The sequence below is a fragment of the Halorubrum amylolyticum genome, assembly GCF_004114995.1.
GTDB classification, from domain to species: Archaea; Halobacteriota; Halobacteria; order Halobacteriales; family Haloferacaceae; genus Halorubrum; species Halorubrum amylolyticum.
Window position 1 is genome coordinate 53,915 of the sequence record NZ_SDJP01000011.1, and the last position, 16,794, is coordinate 70,708.

The following is a 16,794-nucleotide window of genomic DNA, read 5'->3' on the forward strand; positions in this document are numbered from 1 at the left end:
CCATCGCGCCGCCGACAGCGACTGCACACAAACGGGAGAACACGACGACGAGCCAGTGAGCACTCCAAACAGATGAGACGTACACGTACAGCCGCGCATGCGGGCGATCAAAAGCGTATCGCGAAACCTTTAGACGGGAGAGCGGCGTATCTCGGTGCAATGAGTCGCGGCCCCGAGCTGATCATCACGGAGAAGGACAACGCGGCGCGTCGCATCGCCGACATCCTGAGCGGCGAGTCCGCGACGGCGGAGCGGGAGAACGACGTGAACGTGTACAAGTGGGGCGGCAAGCGCTGTATCGGCCTCTCGGGCCACGTCGTCGGCGTCGACTTCCCCGCCGAGTACAACGACTGGCGCGACGTGGAGCCGGTCGAGCTGATCGACGCGCCGGTCACCAAGGAACCGACCCAGGAGGGGATCGTCGCCGCGCTCCGCAAGCTCGCGCGCAACGCCTCTCGGGTCGTGATCGCGACCGACTACGACCGCGAGGGCGAACTGATCGGCAAGGAGGCGTACGAGCTGGTGCGGGAGGTGAACGAGGACGCCCCGATCGACCGGGTCCGCTTCTCGTCGATCACCGAAAACGAGGTGAACGAGGCGTTCGCGAACCCCGACGAGCTCGACTTCGATCTGGCCGCCGCCGGGGAGGCCCGACAGGTGATCGACCTGACGTGGGGCGCGGCGCTCACCCGGTTCCTCTCCTTATCCGCCCGCCAGCTCGGCGACGACTTCATCTCGGTGGGCCGGGTGCAGGGGCCGACGCTCAAGCTGATCGTCGACCGCGAGCGCGAGATACAGGCGTTCGACCCCGAGTCCTACTGGGAGCTGTACGGGAACCTGACGAAGTCCGGCGGCGACCCCTTCGAGGCGCGCTACTTCTACTTAAACGACGAGGGCAACGAGGCCGAGCGCGTCTGGGACGGCGACGTCGCCGAGGTCCTGACGGAGGCCCTCGACGCGGCCGACGAGGCGGTCGTCGACGACGTTCGCCGCCGCACCCGCACCGACGACCCGCCGACTCCCTTCAACACCACGGCGTTCATCCGCGCCGCGGGCTCGCTCGGCTATTCCGCCCAGCGCGCCATGTCGCTCGCGGAGGACCTGTACACCGCCGGCTACGTCACCTACCCGCGGACGGACAACACGGTGTACCCGGAAGATCTCGACCCCGAAGAGCTAATCCAAGAGCTCTCGGCCGCCTCGACGTTCGGGACGGACGCGAAGGGCCTCCTCGAACAGGAGGAGATAGAGCCCACCGAAGGCGACGAGGAGACCACCGACCACCCGCCGATCCACCCGACCGGCGAGCTCCCCGCCGCCTCCGACCTCTCGGAGGACGAGTGGGAGGTGTACGAGCTGATCGTCCGCCGCTTCCTCGCGACCTGCGCCGAGCCCGCGACGTGGGAGCGGCTCCGCGTCGTCGCGCTCGCGAACGGCGCGGCGACCGGGATCGCCGAGCGCGCGGACGGGCTCGCCGCCCTCCGCGACCCGGCCGACGCCGACGGTCCCGCCGACCTCGCCGCCGACGGCGGGCTCCGGCTGAAGGCCAACGGGAAGCGCCTGCTGGAGGCGGGCTACCACGACGTCTACCCCTACCGCTCCAGCGACGAGCGGATCGTCCCCGACGTGGAGGTCGGCGAGACGCTCGCGCTCACCGACCGGCGGACGGACGCGAAGGAGACCCAGCCGCCCCGCCGGTACGGGCAGTCCCGGCTCATCGAGGAGATGGAGAAGCGCGGCGTCGGCACGAAGGCCACCCGCCACCGCACCTTGGAGAAGCTGTACGACCGCAACTACATCGAGAGCGACCCGCCGCGGCCGACCCGGCTCGCGGAGGCGGTCGTCGAGGCCGCAGAGGAGTTCGCCGAGCACATCGTCAGCGAGGAGATGACCGCCCAGCTCGAACGCGACATGCAGGCGATCGCCGCGGGCGAGAAGGGGTACGACGAGGTGACCGAGGAGTCCCGCGAGCTGCTCGATCGCGTGTTCGAGGACCTCACCGAGTCGCGCGAGGCGGTCGGCGACCACCTCCAGAAGTCGCTGAAGGCGGACAAGACGCTCGGCCCCTGTCCCGAGTGCGGCGAGGACCTCCTCGTCCGGAAGTCCCGGCAGGGCTCGTACTTCGTCGGCTGCGACGGCTACCCCGACTGCGAGTACACCCTGCCGCTCCCCTCGACGGGGAAGCCGCTCATCCTCGACGAGACCTGCGAGGACCACGAGCTCCGGCACGTGAAGATGCTCGCGGGCCGGAAGACGTTCGTCCACGGCTGCCCGCAGTGCAAGGCCGACGAGGCCGACGAACAGGAGGACGAGGTGATCGGGGCGTGTCCCGAATGTGGCGAAGAGCACGGGGGAGAATTGGCCATCAAGCGGCTCCGCTCCGGCTCCCGGCTCGTCGGCTGCACGCGCTACCCCGACTGCGACTACTCGCTGCCGCTCCCCCGGCGCGGCGAGATCGAGGTCACCGACGAGAGCTGCGAGGAGCACGGCCTCCCGCACCTCCGGGTCCACTCCGGCGATGAGCCGTGGGAACTGGGCTGTCCCATCTGCAACTACCGAGAGTTCACCGCCCGGCAGGAGGGCTCGGAGCTCCAGACCGTCGAGGGGATCGGCGAGAAGACCGCGGAGAAGCTGAAGGACGCCGGCGTCGACGGCGTCGACGACCTCAAGTCGCTCGACCCGGACGAGCTGGCGGCCGACGTCGACGGCGTGGGCGCCGACACGGTCCGCGACTGGCAGGCGAAGGCGGACTAGCGCTCGGCCGTCGAGGAGCTTTCTCCCGTCGGGGAACCCCACGCCGTCGGGACCTTCCCTCGGCGTTTATAAGTTTCCCGCCCGTCACACGAGGCATGGATGGATCGTGACGGCGAGTCGACACCCCGCGTCGTGCGGTCGTTCGTCGAGGCGGTTCCGACTCCGGCGTTAGCCTGCGATCCCGAGACGCACGCGATCCGGGCGGCCAACGCGCCGGCGGCCGACCTGCTCGGTCGGGACCGCGGAACGCTGACGCTGATGGGGCTCGCCGACCTCGGCGAGACCGACGAGACGGTCGACGGCGATGCGGTCGACGCCGCCGTCCGCGGCGCGGTCGACCGGGAGGGAGTCACCGAGTTCGAGTGGGAGACCGGCGGAAGAGGGGGACGCTGCCGCCTCTCGGTTTCGCTCCACACCGCGACGATCGCGGACGAGCGGTGGCTGATCGTCGGGCTGACAGACGTGACCGAGCGCGTCACCGCAGAGGAGGAGCTCCGGTCGCAGCTCCGCGTCGTCGACGCCGTGGCCTCGACGGTGCCGGCCGCGCTGTTTCAGTGCGGCGCGGACGGCACCCTCGCGCGCTGGAACGGCCGGTTCGCCGCGGACGCCGAACGCGGCGGCGAGGCGCTGTCCGGGACCGCCCTGACGGCCCTGTTCGACGACGAGAGCCGCGACGCCGTGGCCGAGGCGCTCCGGCGCGTGTACCGCGAGCGCGAGCCGGCCGACTGCGAGGCGACACTTTTCACCCGGTCCGGCGAGCGCGTCCCGTACCGGCTCGCGCTGGGGCCGGTCGTCGACGGCGACGAGGTCGTCGGCGCGGTCGGGGTCGGCGAGGACCGCACGGAGGCGTCGATCCGCGAGGAGCGGCTCGCCGCCCTGACGCGGGTGCTCCGACACAACTTCCGGAACGACCTCAACGTGGTGACCGGGTTCACCGAACGGGCCATCGAAGCCGTCGACGACCCGGAGCTCGAACGGGAGCTCGAACGCGTCGTCGACACCGCGGAGCGCCTGCTCCGCGTCGGCGAGACCTCCCGGCGCGTCGAGCGGCTGCTCGCCGACCGGCCGACGCCCGGGCGGCTGGACCTCGCCGCGACGGTCGACGAGGCGCTCGCCTCGCTCCCGCCGGAGATACGCGACGGCGCGACGATCGACGTCGACGTACCCGAGGGGATCACGGTGTCTGCGGTCGGTTACCTCGCCGAGGCGATCGCGGAGCTCGTCGACAACGCGGTCCGCCACAGCGACGCCGACCGCCCGCACGTCGACATCACGGCCGCCGAGCTCCCGAGCGAGTCGTGGGCGTCGCTCGTCGTCGCCGACGACGGACCGGGGATTCCACCGGCCGAGCGATCGGTGCTCACCGGTGAGGAGACCCCGCTGGAGCACGCGAGCGGGCTCGGGCTCTGGTACGTCAACTGGATCGTCAGCGCCGGCGGCGGGTCGTTCGACATCGGCGAGAGCAAGGCGGGCGGGACGCGGATCGAGATCGAACTGCGAACGCCGGACGGCGGGTGAGACGGCGGGCGATCCGACCCGACGGCTTGACCGCTCACTCGACGAGCCGGACCTCGTCGCCGACGGCGACGCCGTCGGCCGCGCCCGCCGGGAGCTCGACCACCGTGTCCGCGCGGCCGCGGCCCAGCCCGACGAACGGGGCGAGCCGCTTCGCCTTCCGGACCTCGCCGTCGACGAGCCACAGCGCGTCGATCGCGAAGGGGACGAACAGCATGTGGAGCCACCGCGTGTCCGGCGCGTCGAAGGGGAACACGAGCGCGTAGCCGTCGGGGATCGACCGCCGGAACATCAGGCCCCGACCCTGTTCGAGCGTCGAGCGCGCCACGTCGACGTCGTTCGCGAGGGGCGTCGAGGTATCGTCGCCGTCGAGCGGGCCGTCGCTGCCGGGCGAGCCGTCGCTGCCGGGCGAACCGCCGTCGGACGACGCGCGTCGATGAACGAGTCGCACGCCGGACACGTGGCGGGCGCCGGGTAAATAGCCTCGCGATCGGGCCGCGGCGTCGACGTCAGACGCCGACGCCGCGCCGGAAGCGGGTCCGGGCGACCGCGATCAGCTCGCGTCGCCGTACGTCTCTTCGAGGTACTCGACGATGTCGTCGCTCTCGGGCATCCCCTCGACCCCGTGGGCCTCGTCGACGAGGACGGGGACGCCGGTCTGTCCCGAGACCGCCTCGACCTCGGAGCGCTCGTCGTGCGAGCGCGGTACCATCACCGACTCGTACTCCAGATCGAGGTCGGCGAGCTTGGTCTTCACTTTCGCGCAGTACGGACAGCCTTCCAGTTCGTAGAGCGTCAGGTCCGTCATCGCTCCCACGTAGGGCACAGACCCGTAAAGAAGTACGGTGGGCGATGCGCGCGGCACGCACGGACGCCGGAGGGGAGAGTGAAAGACCGCCTTCACCCGCTGGAAAGCATATACCGGTGCCGGGCGGACGTGGGGGTATGAACCGCCGCAGGCTGCTCGCGGGCGTCGGAATCGCCGCCGCGTCGTCGCTCGGTGGGTGTCTCGACGGATCGCTCGGTGACGACGCCGGCGACGCTGAGCCCGCCTCCGGCGACCCCGACCGCCCCACCGAGCTCCGCGACGCGACGATCACGCTCGGGATCGACGACGCGCCGGCGGCCGACGAGCCGCCGCAAATCGCGTTCGACGAGGAGGCGTCGAGCGTGACCGTCGAGGGGACCGTCAGCTACTCGTCGAGCTCGTGCGGGGAGGTCGCGCTGGATCGCGCGACGTACGAACCCGGGGGGAGCGCGGCCACCGTCCGAGTGGTCGGTCGGCGAGACCCGGAGGCGGGCGAGGAGTGCACGGACGACATCGCGGCCGACTCCTACCGGGTCGAGCTGACGTTCGACAGGGGCGTCCCCGATACCGTCGAGGCGATCGAGGACGGGGAGTTCGACGAGTTCGTCGTGACCGCGCCGTAGCCGAGGACCGCGGAACGCGAGGAGAGACGGCGATCGATCCGCGCTCAGCGGGTGGCGCCCGGGTCTTAGCTGTATATAGGCGCTAAGCCCCCACTCTTAACGGAGCGACCGAAGGGAGCGAAGTAGGGTGGGGATACAGCGTCCCCAGAAATCAAAGATTTCTGGTGTGCGAACGAGACGCGGAGCGTCTCGTCAACGCCGTCATCATCTGTTCGCACATTGGTCTGTTGCAGCCCCACAGGCCAACGTTTACCGAAGCCGTTATACGTGTGGCGTGCATGGTGTGCATTACGGTGAAACGGAAGACAATCACCATTCGGGAGGACCAAGACGAGTGGATTGAGGATCAACACCTCAACCTCTCGTCGTTCGTCCGTGAGCAGTTGGACGAACTCATTGAGGAACGCGAGTAACAGATGTACTACGCCTACAAATACCGTCTCAAGCCGTCCGACACCCACCGCGAGGAGTTGGACCGCCACCGAGACATCTGTAGGCAACTCTACAACCACACGCTCTACCGCCTCAACGAGTACCAAGACGATCACGGCGAACTGCCGTCCATGACCACCCTGCGGTCGGAGCTCCCCGACCTCAAGAAATGGTGGGACGGTCTCTCGGACGTGTACTCGAAGGTTCTCCAAACCGTCGTGGAACGGCTGTTCGACAACCTCAAAGGCCTCTCCAAGCTCAAGGAGAACGGCTACGGCGTCGGTCAACTCAAATGGAAGCCACCACGGGAGTTCCGCAGTTTCACGTACAGTCAGTCTGGCTTCAAGCTCGACAAGAAGGGCGGTCAGACTGTCCTATCGCTCTCGAAACTCGTGGACATACCGATTCGGATCCACCGCGCCATCCCCGATGACGCCGAACTCAAGCAGGTCACGGTCAAGAAGGAACCGACGGGCAAGTGGTTCGCCACCTTCGGCGTCGAAATGGATCGCGAACCACCCGAACCGCCTGAGAACCCCGAGACGTGCGTCGGTATCGACGTGGGGATTCTCAAGTACGCCCACGACACCGACGGCACGGCTGTCGGGTCGCTCGATCTCTCCGACGAGCGTGACCGCTTGGAGCGTGAGCAACGGACGCTCTCACGCAAGCAACACGGGTCGAACAATTACGAAAAGCAACGACGGCGCGTCGCGGAGTATCACGCTGACCTGCGACGGAAACGCCGCGACTTCTTGCACAAACTCTCGGCGTACTACGCGCAGGAGTACGATCTCGTGGCGGTCGAAGACCTGAACGTGAAGGGAATGATGGAATCGCCGTCGAACAGCCGCAACACGGCGTCTGCCGCGTGGCGAACGTTCCTCTCGTTGCTCGAATACAAGTGCAAGCGAGAGGGGACACACTTCGTGGCGTTCAACCCGAGAGGGACGACCAAGGAGTGTGCGTGCTGCGGCGTCTCAACGGAGAAGCCGTTGTGGGTCCGTGAACACTCCTGTCCCGCCTGTGGGTTCGAGGCGGACAGGGATGCGAACGCGGCGTGGAACATTCTTTCTCGCGGCCTCGACAAAGTAGGAGTGGGACACTCCGAATCACCGCCTGTGGAGACTGCGCTCCCTGTGGATACGCCTGTATCTGCAAAGCGCGTCGTGGAAGCAGGAAGCCCTACCCTCAAGGAGCGAACGGCGTCAGCCGTGAGCGAGTAGGGTAGGGTAGTTCACAGGATGACGCCCCGAGTCGAGAGCACGTAGTAGAGCGCCAGCAGCGCCGCGATGACGTACTGGCCGAGCGCGACCTCGTCGTACTCGCCGACCGCGACCTTGATGATCGGGTACGCGACGATGCCGGCGGCGAGCCCGTCGGCGATCGAGTAGGCGAACGGCATCACGGTGACGGTGAGGCCGGCGGAGACGGCCCACGCGGGGTCGGTCCAGTCGACCTCGACGAGCCCCTGCAGCATCATCACGCCGACGACGATCAGCGCGATGTAGGAGGCGTAGCCGGGGATTGCGGCCACGACCGGGATCACGACGAGCGACGCGAGGAAGAGGGCCGCGACGGTCAAGGCGGTGAGTCCGGTGCGGCCGCCCTCCTCGACGCCGGCCGACGACTCGATGAACGTCGTCACCGTGGAGGTGCCGAGCATCGCGCCGGCGGTCGTCCCCACCGCGTCGGCCATCAGCGGCCTGTCCATGTCGGGGAGGTCGCCGTCATCGTCGAGGAAGTCGCCGAACTGCGAGACGCCGATGAGCGTCCCGGCGGTGTCGAAGAAGTCGACGAAGAAGAACGTGAACACGACCAAGACGAACGTGAGCGGGTCGATGTCGGCGAGCCCCTCGACGAACGCGCCCGCGAGGGGCGTGATGTCGTACTGGACGCCCGGCAGCGTTTCGGGGGTGACCGTCCCGCGCCCGAACACCCCGCCGAGGGTGAGTCCCCACCCGACCAGCGACGTGGTCACGATGCCGATGACGATCGCGCCCGTGACGTTCCGCGCCCACAGCACGAACGTCAACACGACCCCGAGGACCCCGAGGATCGCCCACGGGTTCCCGAAGATCCCGCCGAGCGTGACGAGCGTCGTCTCGTCGGGGACGACCACCTGTAGCTCTTGGAACCCGATGAACAGCAGGAACAGCCCGATACCGGCCCCGACCGACCGCTTCACCGGCTCGGGGAACAACCGGATGACGTACTCCCGCGCGCCGACTGCGGTGAGCAGCATGAACACGACGCCCTCGACGAAGACGGCGGCCAGCGCCGTCTGCCACGGGATTCCGAGCCCCAACACGACCGTGTACGCGAAGAAGGCGTTGAGCCCGAGCCCGGGCGCGAGCCCGAACGGGTAGTTGGCGTACAGCGCCATCACGGCGGTCCCGATCGCCGCCGAGAGGACCGTCGCGATGGCGATCATCTGGAACACCTCTCCCTGTCCGTACCCCTCGATCTGGATCGCGTCCGAGAGGATCGCGGGGTTCACGACGATGATGTACGACATCGCGAGGAAGGTGGTGAGCCCCGCGATCAGCTCCGTGCGAACGTCGGAGTCGTGCCCCTCTACGTCGAACCGCGCCGCGATCGTGTCTGTAAGCCCCATTGAACGGGTGGGTGTTCCCCGGGATCGAGTGATAAGCTTTGCTGAACGCTAGCGATATATATCCATATTCGTGGATACGATGTCGCCAATGAACCCCGATACGTCCGGAGAAATGCGCGAACGTGTCTACTCGAACGTCGTCAGCGCGCCCACGGGAGCGTCGGTGATCTCTCGCGCGCGCTCCATCCCCTCGTCCCCGACGGAGATGAGCGTGAACACGCCGGTGACGTCGGCGTCGGCCTGGAGCGCGATGTCCAAGAGCAGCTCCTGCGTCTCGCCAGACCGGATCAGGTCGTCGACGACGAGGACGGTGTCGCCGGCGTCGATCGCGCTCGCGGGGAGGTAGTAGGTGAGCTCGATGCCGGAGGCGAGCCGCTGGCGGGACTCGATGAACTCCTCGACGGCGGTCTCCTTCGACTTCTTGGCGTACGCTAAGCGGGCGTCGAAGAAGGAGGCCATCGCCGCGCCGAGGGTGATCCCGTCGGTCGCGGCCGTCAGGACCACGTCCGGCGACTCGAACTCGAACGTCTCCGCGGCGACGGGCGCGACCAAATCGAGGAACGACTGGTCGAAGACGACGCCGGAGTTGTCGACGTACCCCTCGTCGTCGAACTCGACGCGGGCGAGCAGCTCGTCGGCGAGCGCGTCGCGGCCGACCGCCTCGACGACCTCGCTCGCGCGGTCGGTGCCCGGAAGCACGTGGCCGTTGACGTACCGGTTCAGGTCGCCCGCGGGCAGTCCCGTCACCTCGGACAGCTCCTCGTAGGTGCGCGTCTCCTTCAGCATCCGCAACACGGCGACCGCCTGCAGCTGGAGGGCCGCCTTCTCTGCTCGGTTCATACGGATGATCGCGATCGCACAAGTATGAATACGTCGAAGTCCTCGGAGGATACGATCGCCACGAACGTGGCTCCTAGCGGAGAGTGAGCGGCGCGGTCGCGGTTCGGTGGGCGGCGCGGTCGCGGTCACTCCGCCGGCGCTCGGAAGAAGAGCTCCGGGTCGTCGACCGCGAACTCGACGCGGTCGCGGTCGTCGAGCGGACGGAGCCGGATCGTCAGCCGACCCGCGTCGGCCGCGGCCGCTTCGAGCGCGTCCCGGTCCGAGTCGAGGACGAAGGTCGGGACGCAGACGGCGACCTCCGACGTCGCGTTCTCCGCGACCACCAGCCGGTAGCTAGCCGCCTCGCCGGCCGCGGCGTACACGCGGACGGACTCGATCGACACCTCCGAGAGCAGCCCGTTGACCTCGTCGAACTCCGAGCCGGGCAACAGGACGTGGAGCCGCGCCTCGTCGGCGATCGGGTTCACGTCGCCGGGATGCAACGCGAGCGCCTCCCACCCGCCGTCGCGGTACTCCGCCGCGGTCGCCTCGGTGTCGTCGAACACGCGCTGCCACCGCTCGCCGAGATCGGCTCTGCTCATGGAAGGGAGCGTCGCCGCGGGGAATTAAACCTTGCTCGCGCGTTCTCGGCGCGAGCGCGAGGCGAGGAAACCGCCGGAACGGACGGCGGTGACGGCGGCCGAGCGCCGTGTTACGTGACCACAGGTCTTATATCCCGCGGTAGTATTGAATCGCCTATGCTACGCGATGACGCGGACGTGAACCGCCGGACGTATCTGAAGTACGTCGGAGGGACCGCGGCCACCGTCGGTCTGGCCGGGTGTTCGGACGACGGGGGCGACGGGGGCGACGGGGGAGACGGAAGCGACGGCGGCGACGGGAGCGATGGAAGCGACGGCGAGGACGGCTCCGACGGGGAGGACGAGGAGCAGCTTCCGGAGCCGGAGACCCGCGAAGAGCACCTCCAGCGCGCGAACCGACTGCTCCACGATCGCGCCCCGTGGATCTTCCTCAACCGCCAGTACAGCGTGTACGGCATCGCGAGCCGGCTCGACTGGGACGCCCGCCGCGACGAGCGGATCGAGGCGCAGGCGATCTCGGTGACCGAGGGCGAGCCGTCGGTCACCATCACCCAGTCGTCGATGGACTCCGGGCTCGACCCGCACGACCACCGCGAGACGCCGACCGACAACATCGTCGTACAGGCCCACGACGGCGTGCTCGGCCGCAACGCCGACGGCGACATCATCGAGGCGCTCGCGACCGACTACGAGCGGCTCGAAGACGGCCGCGTCCGGTTCGAGATCCGCGACGGCGTCACCTTCCACAACGGCGACGAGCTCCAGCCCTCGGACATCGCCTACAGCGTCAACCGAGTCGTCGACGAGGAGGTCGGGATCGCGAGCCCGCAGAACGACCAGCTCGCCGGCGTCACGGGCGCCGAGGTCGTCGACGGCGGCGTCGAGGTGACCTCGGACGGGATCAACCCGATCGTGTTCTCGCTTTTCGCCTCGTACTGTAAGGTCGTCCAGCAGGACTGGATCGAGTCGCGCGACTCCTCGGCGATCAACTCCGACATGAACGGGACCGGCCCGTTCCAGGTCGTCGAGTACGAGCAGGACGTGGAGATCGTCTACGAGCCCTACGAGGACTACTGGGGCGACGCGCCGGAGATCGAGGAGCTGACGATCCGCTCGGCCAGCGAGGCGAGCACACGCGTCTCGCAGCTGCTCGCCGGCGAAACGGACCTCATCGTCAACGTGCCGCCGCAGGAAGTGAGCCGCGTCCGCGACGAGGGCGCCACGGAGGTCACGGCGGTGCCGAGCACCCGCGTCGTGTTCAACGCCATGCGGTACGACGTGGAGCCGTTCTCCAGCGTCGAGTTCCGGCAGGCGCTGAACTACGCGATCGATCTCGACAGCATCATCGAGAACATCCTGCAGGGGTTCGCCGACCCGACCGGCCAGCCGACCCTCGAAGGGTTCGTCGGCTACAACGAGGAGGTCGATCCGTACCCACAAGACGTCGAGCAGGCCGAACAGCTCGTCGAGGACTCCGGCCACGCCGGCGCCGAGATCACCCTCGAAACGCCCGTGGGTCGGTACCTCCGCGACGTGGAGATCGCGCAGGCGGTCGCCAGCCAGATCGACGAGCTCTCGAACGTCTCCTGTGAGGTCGAGCAGCGCGACTTCGCCTCGCTGGCCGGCGAGGTGACGAGCGGCGACATCGAGAACACGCCGCCGTTCTACCTGCTCGGCTGGGGGAACACCACGTTCGACGCCAGCCAGACGATCATCCCGCTGCTCACGTCCGACGGGGCGCTCTCCAGCTATCAGGACGACGACGAGGTCGACGAGCTCATGTCCGAGTCCCAGGACCTGCCGGGCGGAAACTAAGGCTCGATGGCGCTGGGACGGTTCCTCCTGAAACGCGGGATTCAGGGCGTGCTGGTCGTGTGGGGGGTCGTGACCGCGGTGTTCCTGCTGCGGTTCATCACCCCGGGCGACCCGGTGACGTTCGTCGCGCCGCTGGACGCGAGCGCCGAGCTTCGCGCACAGATCGCCGCCGAGCTGGGGCTCGATCAGCCGCTGTACGTCCAGTACGCCGACTACATCGTCGGGCTCCTCCGGGGAGACATGGGGTACTCGTACCTCCGCGGGACCGAGGCGAGCACCATCGTGCTCGCCCGCGTGCCGGCCACCGTCGAGCTGGCGGTCGCGGCGACCGTCGTCGCGATCGTCATCGCGATCCCGCTCGGCGTCATCAGCGCGACGCGCCGGCGCGACCCCGCCGACTACGGGGCGACCCTGTTCTCGCTGGTCGGTATCTCGACGCCGAACTTCTGGCTCGGGATCATGCTCATCCTGGTGTTGTCGGTACAGATCGATATCTTCCCGACGAGCCGGCGACCGATCGGCCTCTTCGAGTCGTTCGCGTTCCTCATCACGGTCGAGAACGGGCTCGCCGCGCCGATGGACGTGGGCGCGTTCCTCGACGGGCTGGGGACGTGGCTGTGGCACATCGCCCTGCCGGCGGTGACGCTGGGCACGTACTTCACCGCGCTCGTCACCCGGCTCACCCGGAGCGGGATGATCGAGGAGCTCGGGCAGCCGTACGTCCGCGCGGCGCGCGCGAAGGGGCTCCCGGAGTCGCTGATACAGTACAAACACGCGCTCCAGAACACCCTCATCCCGATCGTCACCGTGCTGGGACTCCAGCTCGGGACCCTGATCGGCGGCGCGGTGATCACCGAGGCCGTGTTCTCGTGGCCCGGCCTCGGCACGCTGGTCATCGACTCGATCAACGTGCGCGACTGGCCGCTGATCCAGGGGTCGCTGATCGTGATCGGGACCGGGTTCGTGCTGATCAACATCTTCGTCGACGCGCTGTACGCGTACCTCAATCCGCGGGTGGTCCACTGATGACGAACCGACAGATCTCCGGTCTCTCAGGCGGCGCGGCGTGTCGCACGGTTGAGTCACCCACGACCGAAGCGGCGCGCGGAACGACATCCGTGGCGGCGCGCGGAACGACATCCGTGGCGGCGTGCGGAACGACATCCGTGGCGGCGCGCGGGACGGCACTAGAGGTGAGCGTCCGGTGATCTCCCCGCGGACGCTCCGGAACCTCCGGAGCGAGCTCTCGCGGAGCCTCCTCGCGAAGCTCGGGATCGCGATCCTCGCCGTGATCCTCTTTACGGCCGTGTTCGCCCCGCTGTTAGCGCCCCACGACCCGACGAACCAGAACCTCGACAACACGAACGTTCCGCCGCTCGGGTTCACGGCGACGGAGAACCAGACGACCTCGGAGATGGTCGACGGCGAGGTGCAGATCGTCGAGAAGGAGGTCGTCGTCAACACCACGGCCGAGCATCCCCTCGGCACCGACTCGCTCGGCCGCGACGTGCTCTCGCGGACGATGTTCGGTGCGCGCACGTCGCTTCTGGTCGGCCTGTTCGGGACGGCGATCGCCGTCGTGCTCGGCGTCACCGTCGGGATCACCGCCGGCTACTACGGCGGCCGGGTCGACGACGCGCTGATGCGGTTCGCCGACGTAATGTTAGCCTTCCCGTCGCTCGTGCTCGCGATCGCGCTCATCGGGCTGTGGGGGCAGGCGTCGCTTCGCATCCCCGACCCGCTGGTCGCGTTCGGGATCGCGCCCGCGAAGATGCCCGAGAACATCGTGTTGCCGGGGACCGTGATCGCCGTCGTCGCGCTGGTGAACTGGGTGTGGTTCGCCCGCGTGGCGCGCGGGGAGGCGCTCTCCGTCCGCGATCAGGAGTACGTGAAGGCGGCGCGATCGATGGGCGGAAGCGACCTGCACGTGATACTCAGACACGTGCTCCCGAACAGCCTGACGCCGATCTTAGTGCTCGCGACGATCCAGATCGCCGCGATCATCTTACTGGAGTCCTCGCTGTCGTTCCTCGGCTTCTCGGGGGCGCAGCTCTCGTGGGGCTTCGACATCGCGCAGGGGCGGCAGTACCTCTCGTCGTCGTGGTGGATCGCGACCGTGCCCGGGCTGGCCATCGTCGCCGCCGTCGTCGGGATCAACCTGATCGGCGACTGGCTGCGCGACGCGCTCGATCCGGGCATCGAGGGTCAGGGGGGTGCGCCGTGACGGACCTGCTTCGCGTCCGGGACCTCTCGACGCGCTTCTTCACCGAGGAGGGGCAGATCAACGCGGTCGAGAGCGTCTCGTTCACCGTGGAGGCCGGCTCCGTCCTCGGCGTCGTCGGCGAGTCCGGCAGCGGGAAGTCCGTCACCGGGCTCTCGCTCATCGACCTGGTGGAATCGCCGGGGAAGATCACGAGCGGGGAGATCTGGTACAACAACGCCGACCTCGCGGCGCGGGTCGAGGGCGACCGGCCCGAGGCGGTCGACGGCGACTTCGTCGACCTCCGCCGGCTCTCCGAGGCCGAACGCCGGTCGCTCCGCGGCTCCGCGTTCAGCATGATCTTCCAGGACCCGATGAGCAGTTTCAACCCCTCGATCACCGTCGGCGAGCAGATCGCCGAGGCGGCCGAGGTGCAGCGCCGAGCGAGCGCGAACCCGCGCTCGACCCGGTCGCGGACGCAGGGGTACGGGCTGGGACAGCTGCTCCTCGACGGGGTCCTCCCCGACCGCTCGTACACCTCCGAGGAGAGCTGGGACCGCGCGGTCGAGCTGCTCGACCGCGTCGGCATCCCCGACCCCGCCGAGCGCGCCGAGGAGTACCCGCATCAGTTCTCCGGCGGCATGCTCCAGCGCGCGATGATCGCGCAGGCGCTCGCCGGCGACCCGGACCTCCTCGTCGCCGACGAGCCGACGACCGCGCTCGACGTGACCATTCAGGCGCAGATCCTCGACCTGCTCGCCGACTTACAGGAGACGATGGACATGAGCGTCGTGCTCATCACCCACAACCTCGGCGTCATCGCCCGCGTCGCCGACCGGGTGAGCGTCATGTACGCCGGCGAGGTGGTCGAGCGCGGCACCCTGCGGGACGTGTTCGACGACCCGGTCCACCCCTACACGAAGGGACTGCTCGGCTCGGTGCCCGACATCGACCGCCCCGGCGAGCGGCTCGAACCGATCGCGGGCAACGTGCCGGACCTCGTCGACGCGACCATGCCCGACCGCTGTTACTTCGCCGACCGCTGTCCGAAAGCCATGACAGACTGTCTCACGCGACCGCCGGAGTACGAGGTGAGCGAGGGCCACCGCGCCCGCTGTGTCCTCGCCGAGCGCGAGTACAGCGAGGCCGACGCGGTCTCCGACGAGCGGCTCTCGGGGCCGACCGACGACGGGCCGTCCGCGGCCGAGGGGTCGACCGCCCGCGACGAGTCGACTGCCCCGAACACGGAGGTGAGCGATGACTGACCCCCTCGTCACCGTCGACGGCCTCGAGAAGTACTACTACGAGAACGACACGCTGCTCGACCGGCTGACCGGCGCGGAGCCGGAGGCGGTCCGGGCGGTCGACGGCGTCTCCTTCGAGGTCCGCGAGGGCGAGACGCTCGGCGTGGTCGGGGAGTCCGGCTGCGGGAAGTCGACGCTCGCGGAGACGCTGATGCGGCTCCGCGAGCCCACCGGCGGCTCCGTGACGTTCGACGGCGACCCGGTCTTCGAGCTCTCGGGCGACGACACGGACGCGTTCAGGCGGCGGGCGCAGGTGATGTTCCAAGACCCGTTCTCCAGTCTCGACCCGCGGATGACCGCCGGCGAGATCATCACGGAGCCGCTCGCGATCCACGGCGTGGGGACGAGCGCCGAGCGGCGCGAGCGCGCCGAGACCCTCTTGGAGGAGGTCGGGCTCTCGGCCGACCAGATCGACCGGTACCCCCACGAGTTCTCGGGGGGACAGCGCCAGCGCATCGGGTTCGCCCGCGCGCTCGCCATCGATCCGGAGTTCATCGTCCTCGACGAGCCGGTGTCCGCGCTCGACGTGAGCGTGCAGGCGCAGGTGTTGAACCTGCTCGCCGACATGCAGGCCGAGCGCGACCTGACGTACCTGTTCATCGCGCACGACCTGTCGGTGGTGCGGCACATCTCCGACCGCGTCGCCGTCATGTACCTCGGCGAAATCGTCGAGATCGGCCCCACCGAGGAGATCTTCGAGGCCCCGCAACACCCGTACACGAAGGCGCTGTTAGAGTCGGTTCCGCGGGCGGACACCGAGGAGCGGGACCGCGACGTCGAGACGATCCGCGGCGACGTGCCGTCGCCGCGGGACCCGCCCTCCGGCTGTTCGTTCCGGACGCGGTGTCCGGAGCTGATCCAGCCGCCGGGACTGGACCTTCCGCAGGCGACGTTCCGCGAGATCGGCGAGTTCAGGACCCGGATCGAGAACGGCGACATCGACGTTGGCGTGCGGTGGGAGCAGGTCGGCGACCCGGATCGGGAGGATCAGGCGGCGTTCGTCGACTCGCTTTACGAGGAGGCGTTCGACACGGACCTGCCCGACGCCGACGCGGAGACGGTCCGCGAGGCGATCCGCGCGCTCGCCGACGGCGACCGCGAGGCCGCCGCGGCGACGCTGCGGGAGCGGTACCGGTCCCCCTGCGAGGCGATCGATCCCGCGTTGCCCGCGGGAGACCACCCCTCGGCGTGCCTCCTGAACGAACAGCCGGACGACGTGGAGGCGGCCCGCGAGGAGTGGGAGGCGGACCACGACGCTCCAGGGATCGGAACGTCGTCGCGGTAGCGCTCCGGAGGCCGGAGCGT

At 68.7% G+C, this 16,794-nt stretch carries 15 protein-coding genes; 10 read left to right on the forward strand and 5 right to left on the reverse strand.

All coding sequences use genetic code 11. The features are described from left to right. The first annotated feature begins 159 nt into the window (after positions 1–159). Positions 160–2,754, forward strand: a complete 2,595-nt coding sequence (locus ESO89_RS09655) for a DNA topoisomerase I (RefSeq protein WP_128905312.1) — start codon at positions 160–162, stop codon at positions 2,752–2,754. 99 nt (positions 2,755–2,853) lie between these two features. Next, positions 2,854–4,272, forward strand: coding sequence for a sensor histidine kinase (locus ESO89_RS09660; RefSeq protein WP_128905313.1), 1,419 nt, complete (start codon positions 2,854–2,856; stop codon positions 4,270–4,272). Positions 4,273–4,306: 34 nt separating this feature from the next. Here the strand turns inward: ESO89_RS09660 and ESO89_RS09665 are convergent, their stop codons facing one another. Continuing rightward, positions 4,307–4,729: a DUF192 domain-containing protein gene (locus ESO89_RS09665; protein ID WP_394345378.1), complete on the reverse strand. Its 423-nt coding sequence runs from the start codon at positions 4,727–4,729 to the stop codon at positions 4,307–4,309. A gap of 93 nt (positions 4,730–4,822) precedes the next feature. Beyond that, entirely contained in the window at positions 4,823–5,077 is a 255-nt protein-coding gene (locus ESO89_RS09670; protein WP_128905315.1) for a glutathione S-transferase N-terminal domain-containing protein, read from the reverse strand. Between the two features lie 137 nt (positions 5,078–5,214). Here ESO89_RS09670 and ESO89_RS09675 point away from each other — a divergent pair, with 137 nt between their 5' ends. Continuing rightward, the gene (locus tag ESO89_RS09675; RefSeq protein WP_128905316.1) at positions 5,215–5,700 is read left to right on the forward strand and encodes a hypothetical protein; all 486 of its coding nucleotides are present in this window, start codon (positions 5,215–5,217) and stop codon (positions 5,698–5,700) included. Positions 5,701–6,116: 416 nt separating this feature from the next. Beyond that, the gene (locus ESO89_RS09680; protein ID WP_128905317.1) at positions 6,117–7,358 is read left to right on the forward strand and encodes an RNA-guided endonuclease InsQ/TnpB family protein; all 1,242 of its coding nucleotides are present in this window, start codon (positions 6,117–6,119) and stop codon (positions 7,356–7,358) included. Positions 7,359–7,369: 11 nt separating this feature from the next. Here the strand turns inward: ESO89_RS09680 and ESO89_RS09685 are convergent, their stop codons facing one another. From ESO89_RS09685 to ESO89_RS09695, 3 genes are all read right to left on the reverse strand, one after another. Next, positions 7,370–8,749, reverse strand: a complete 1,380-nt coding sequence (locus ESO89_RS09685; RefSeq protein ID WP_128905318.1) for an NCS2 family permease — start codon at positions 8,747–8,749, stop codon at positions 7,370–7,372. Between the two features lie 126 nt (positions 8,750–8,875). Then, a complete protein-coding gene (locus tag ESO89_RS09690; RefSeq protein WP_128905319.1) occupies positions 8,876–9,589 on the reverse strand; it encodes a phosphoribosyltransferase family protein in 714 nt (237 codons plus the stop codon). A gap of 125 nt (positions 9,590–9,714) precedes the next feature. Continuing rightward, on the reverse strand, positions 9,715–10,170 hold the full coding sequence (locus ESO89_RS09695) for a DUF7529 family protein (RefSeq protein ID WP_128905320.1): 456 nt from the start codon (positions 10,168–10,170) through the stop codon (positions 9,715–9,717). A 156-nt stretch (positions 10,171–10,326) separates the two neighbouring features. Between ESO89_RS09695 and ESO89_RS09700 the strand changes: the two genes are divergently transcribed. The 6 genes from ESO89_RS09700 to ESO89_RS09725 are packed head-to-tail and all read left to right on the forward strand — an operon-like array spanning position 10,327 to position 16,774. Then, positions 10,327–11,985 (forward strand): ABC transporter substrate-binding protein, encoded by a 1,659-nt coding sequence (locus tag ESO89_RS09700; protein WP_128905321.1) that lies wholly within the window; start codon positions 10,327–10,329, stop codon positions 11,983–11,985. 6 nt (positions 11,986–11,991) lie between these two features. Then, positions 11,992–13,011: an ABC transporter permease gene (locus tag ESO89_RS09705; protein WP_128905322.1), complete on the forward strand. Its 1,020-nt coding sequence runs from the start codon at positions 11,992–11,994 to the stop codon at positions 13,009–13,011. Then, a complete protein-coding gene (locus ESO89_RS09710) occupies positions 13,011–13,193 on the forward strand; it encodes a hypothetical protein (protein WP_128905323.1) in 183 nt (60 codons plus the stop codon). The genes ESO89_RS09705 and ESO89_RS09710 overlap by 1 nt, the downstream gene beginning before the upstream one ends. Beyond that, positions 13,190–14,209: an ABC transporter permease gene (locus tag ESO89_RS09715; RefSeq protein WP_128905324.1), complete on the forward strand. Its 1,020-nt coding sequence runs from the start codon at positions 13,190–13,192 to the stop codon at positions 14,207–14,209. The genes ESO89_RS09710 and ESO89_RS09715 overlap by 4 nt, the downstream gene beginning before the upstream one ends. Then, on the forward strand, positions 14,206–15,450 hold the full coding sequence (locus ESO89_RS09720) for an ABC transporter ATP-binding protein (protein WP_128905325.1): 1,245 nt from the start codon (positions 14,206–14,208) through the stop codon (positions 15,448–15,450). The genes ESO89_RS09715 and ESO89_RS09720 overlap by 4 nt, the downstream gene beginning before the upstream one ends. Continuing rightward, positions 15,443–16,774, forward strand: coding sequence for an ABC transporter ATP-binding protein (locus tag ESO89_RS09725; protein ID WP_128905326.1), 1,332 nt, complete (start codon positions 15,443–15,445; stop codon positions 16,772–16,774). Before ESO89_RS09720 ends, ESO89_RS09725 begins: the two co-directional genes overlap by 8 nt. Positions 16,775–16,794 lie beyond the last annotated feature (20 nt).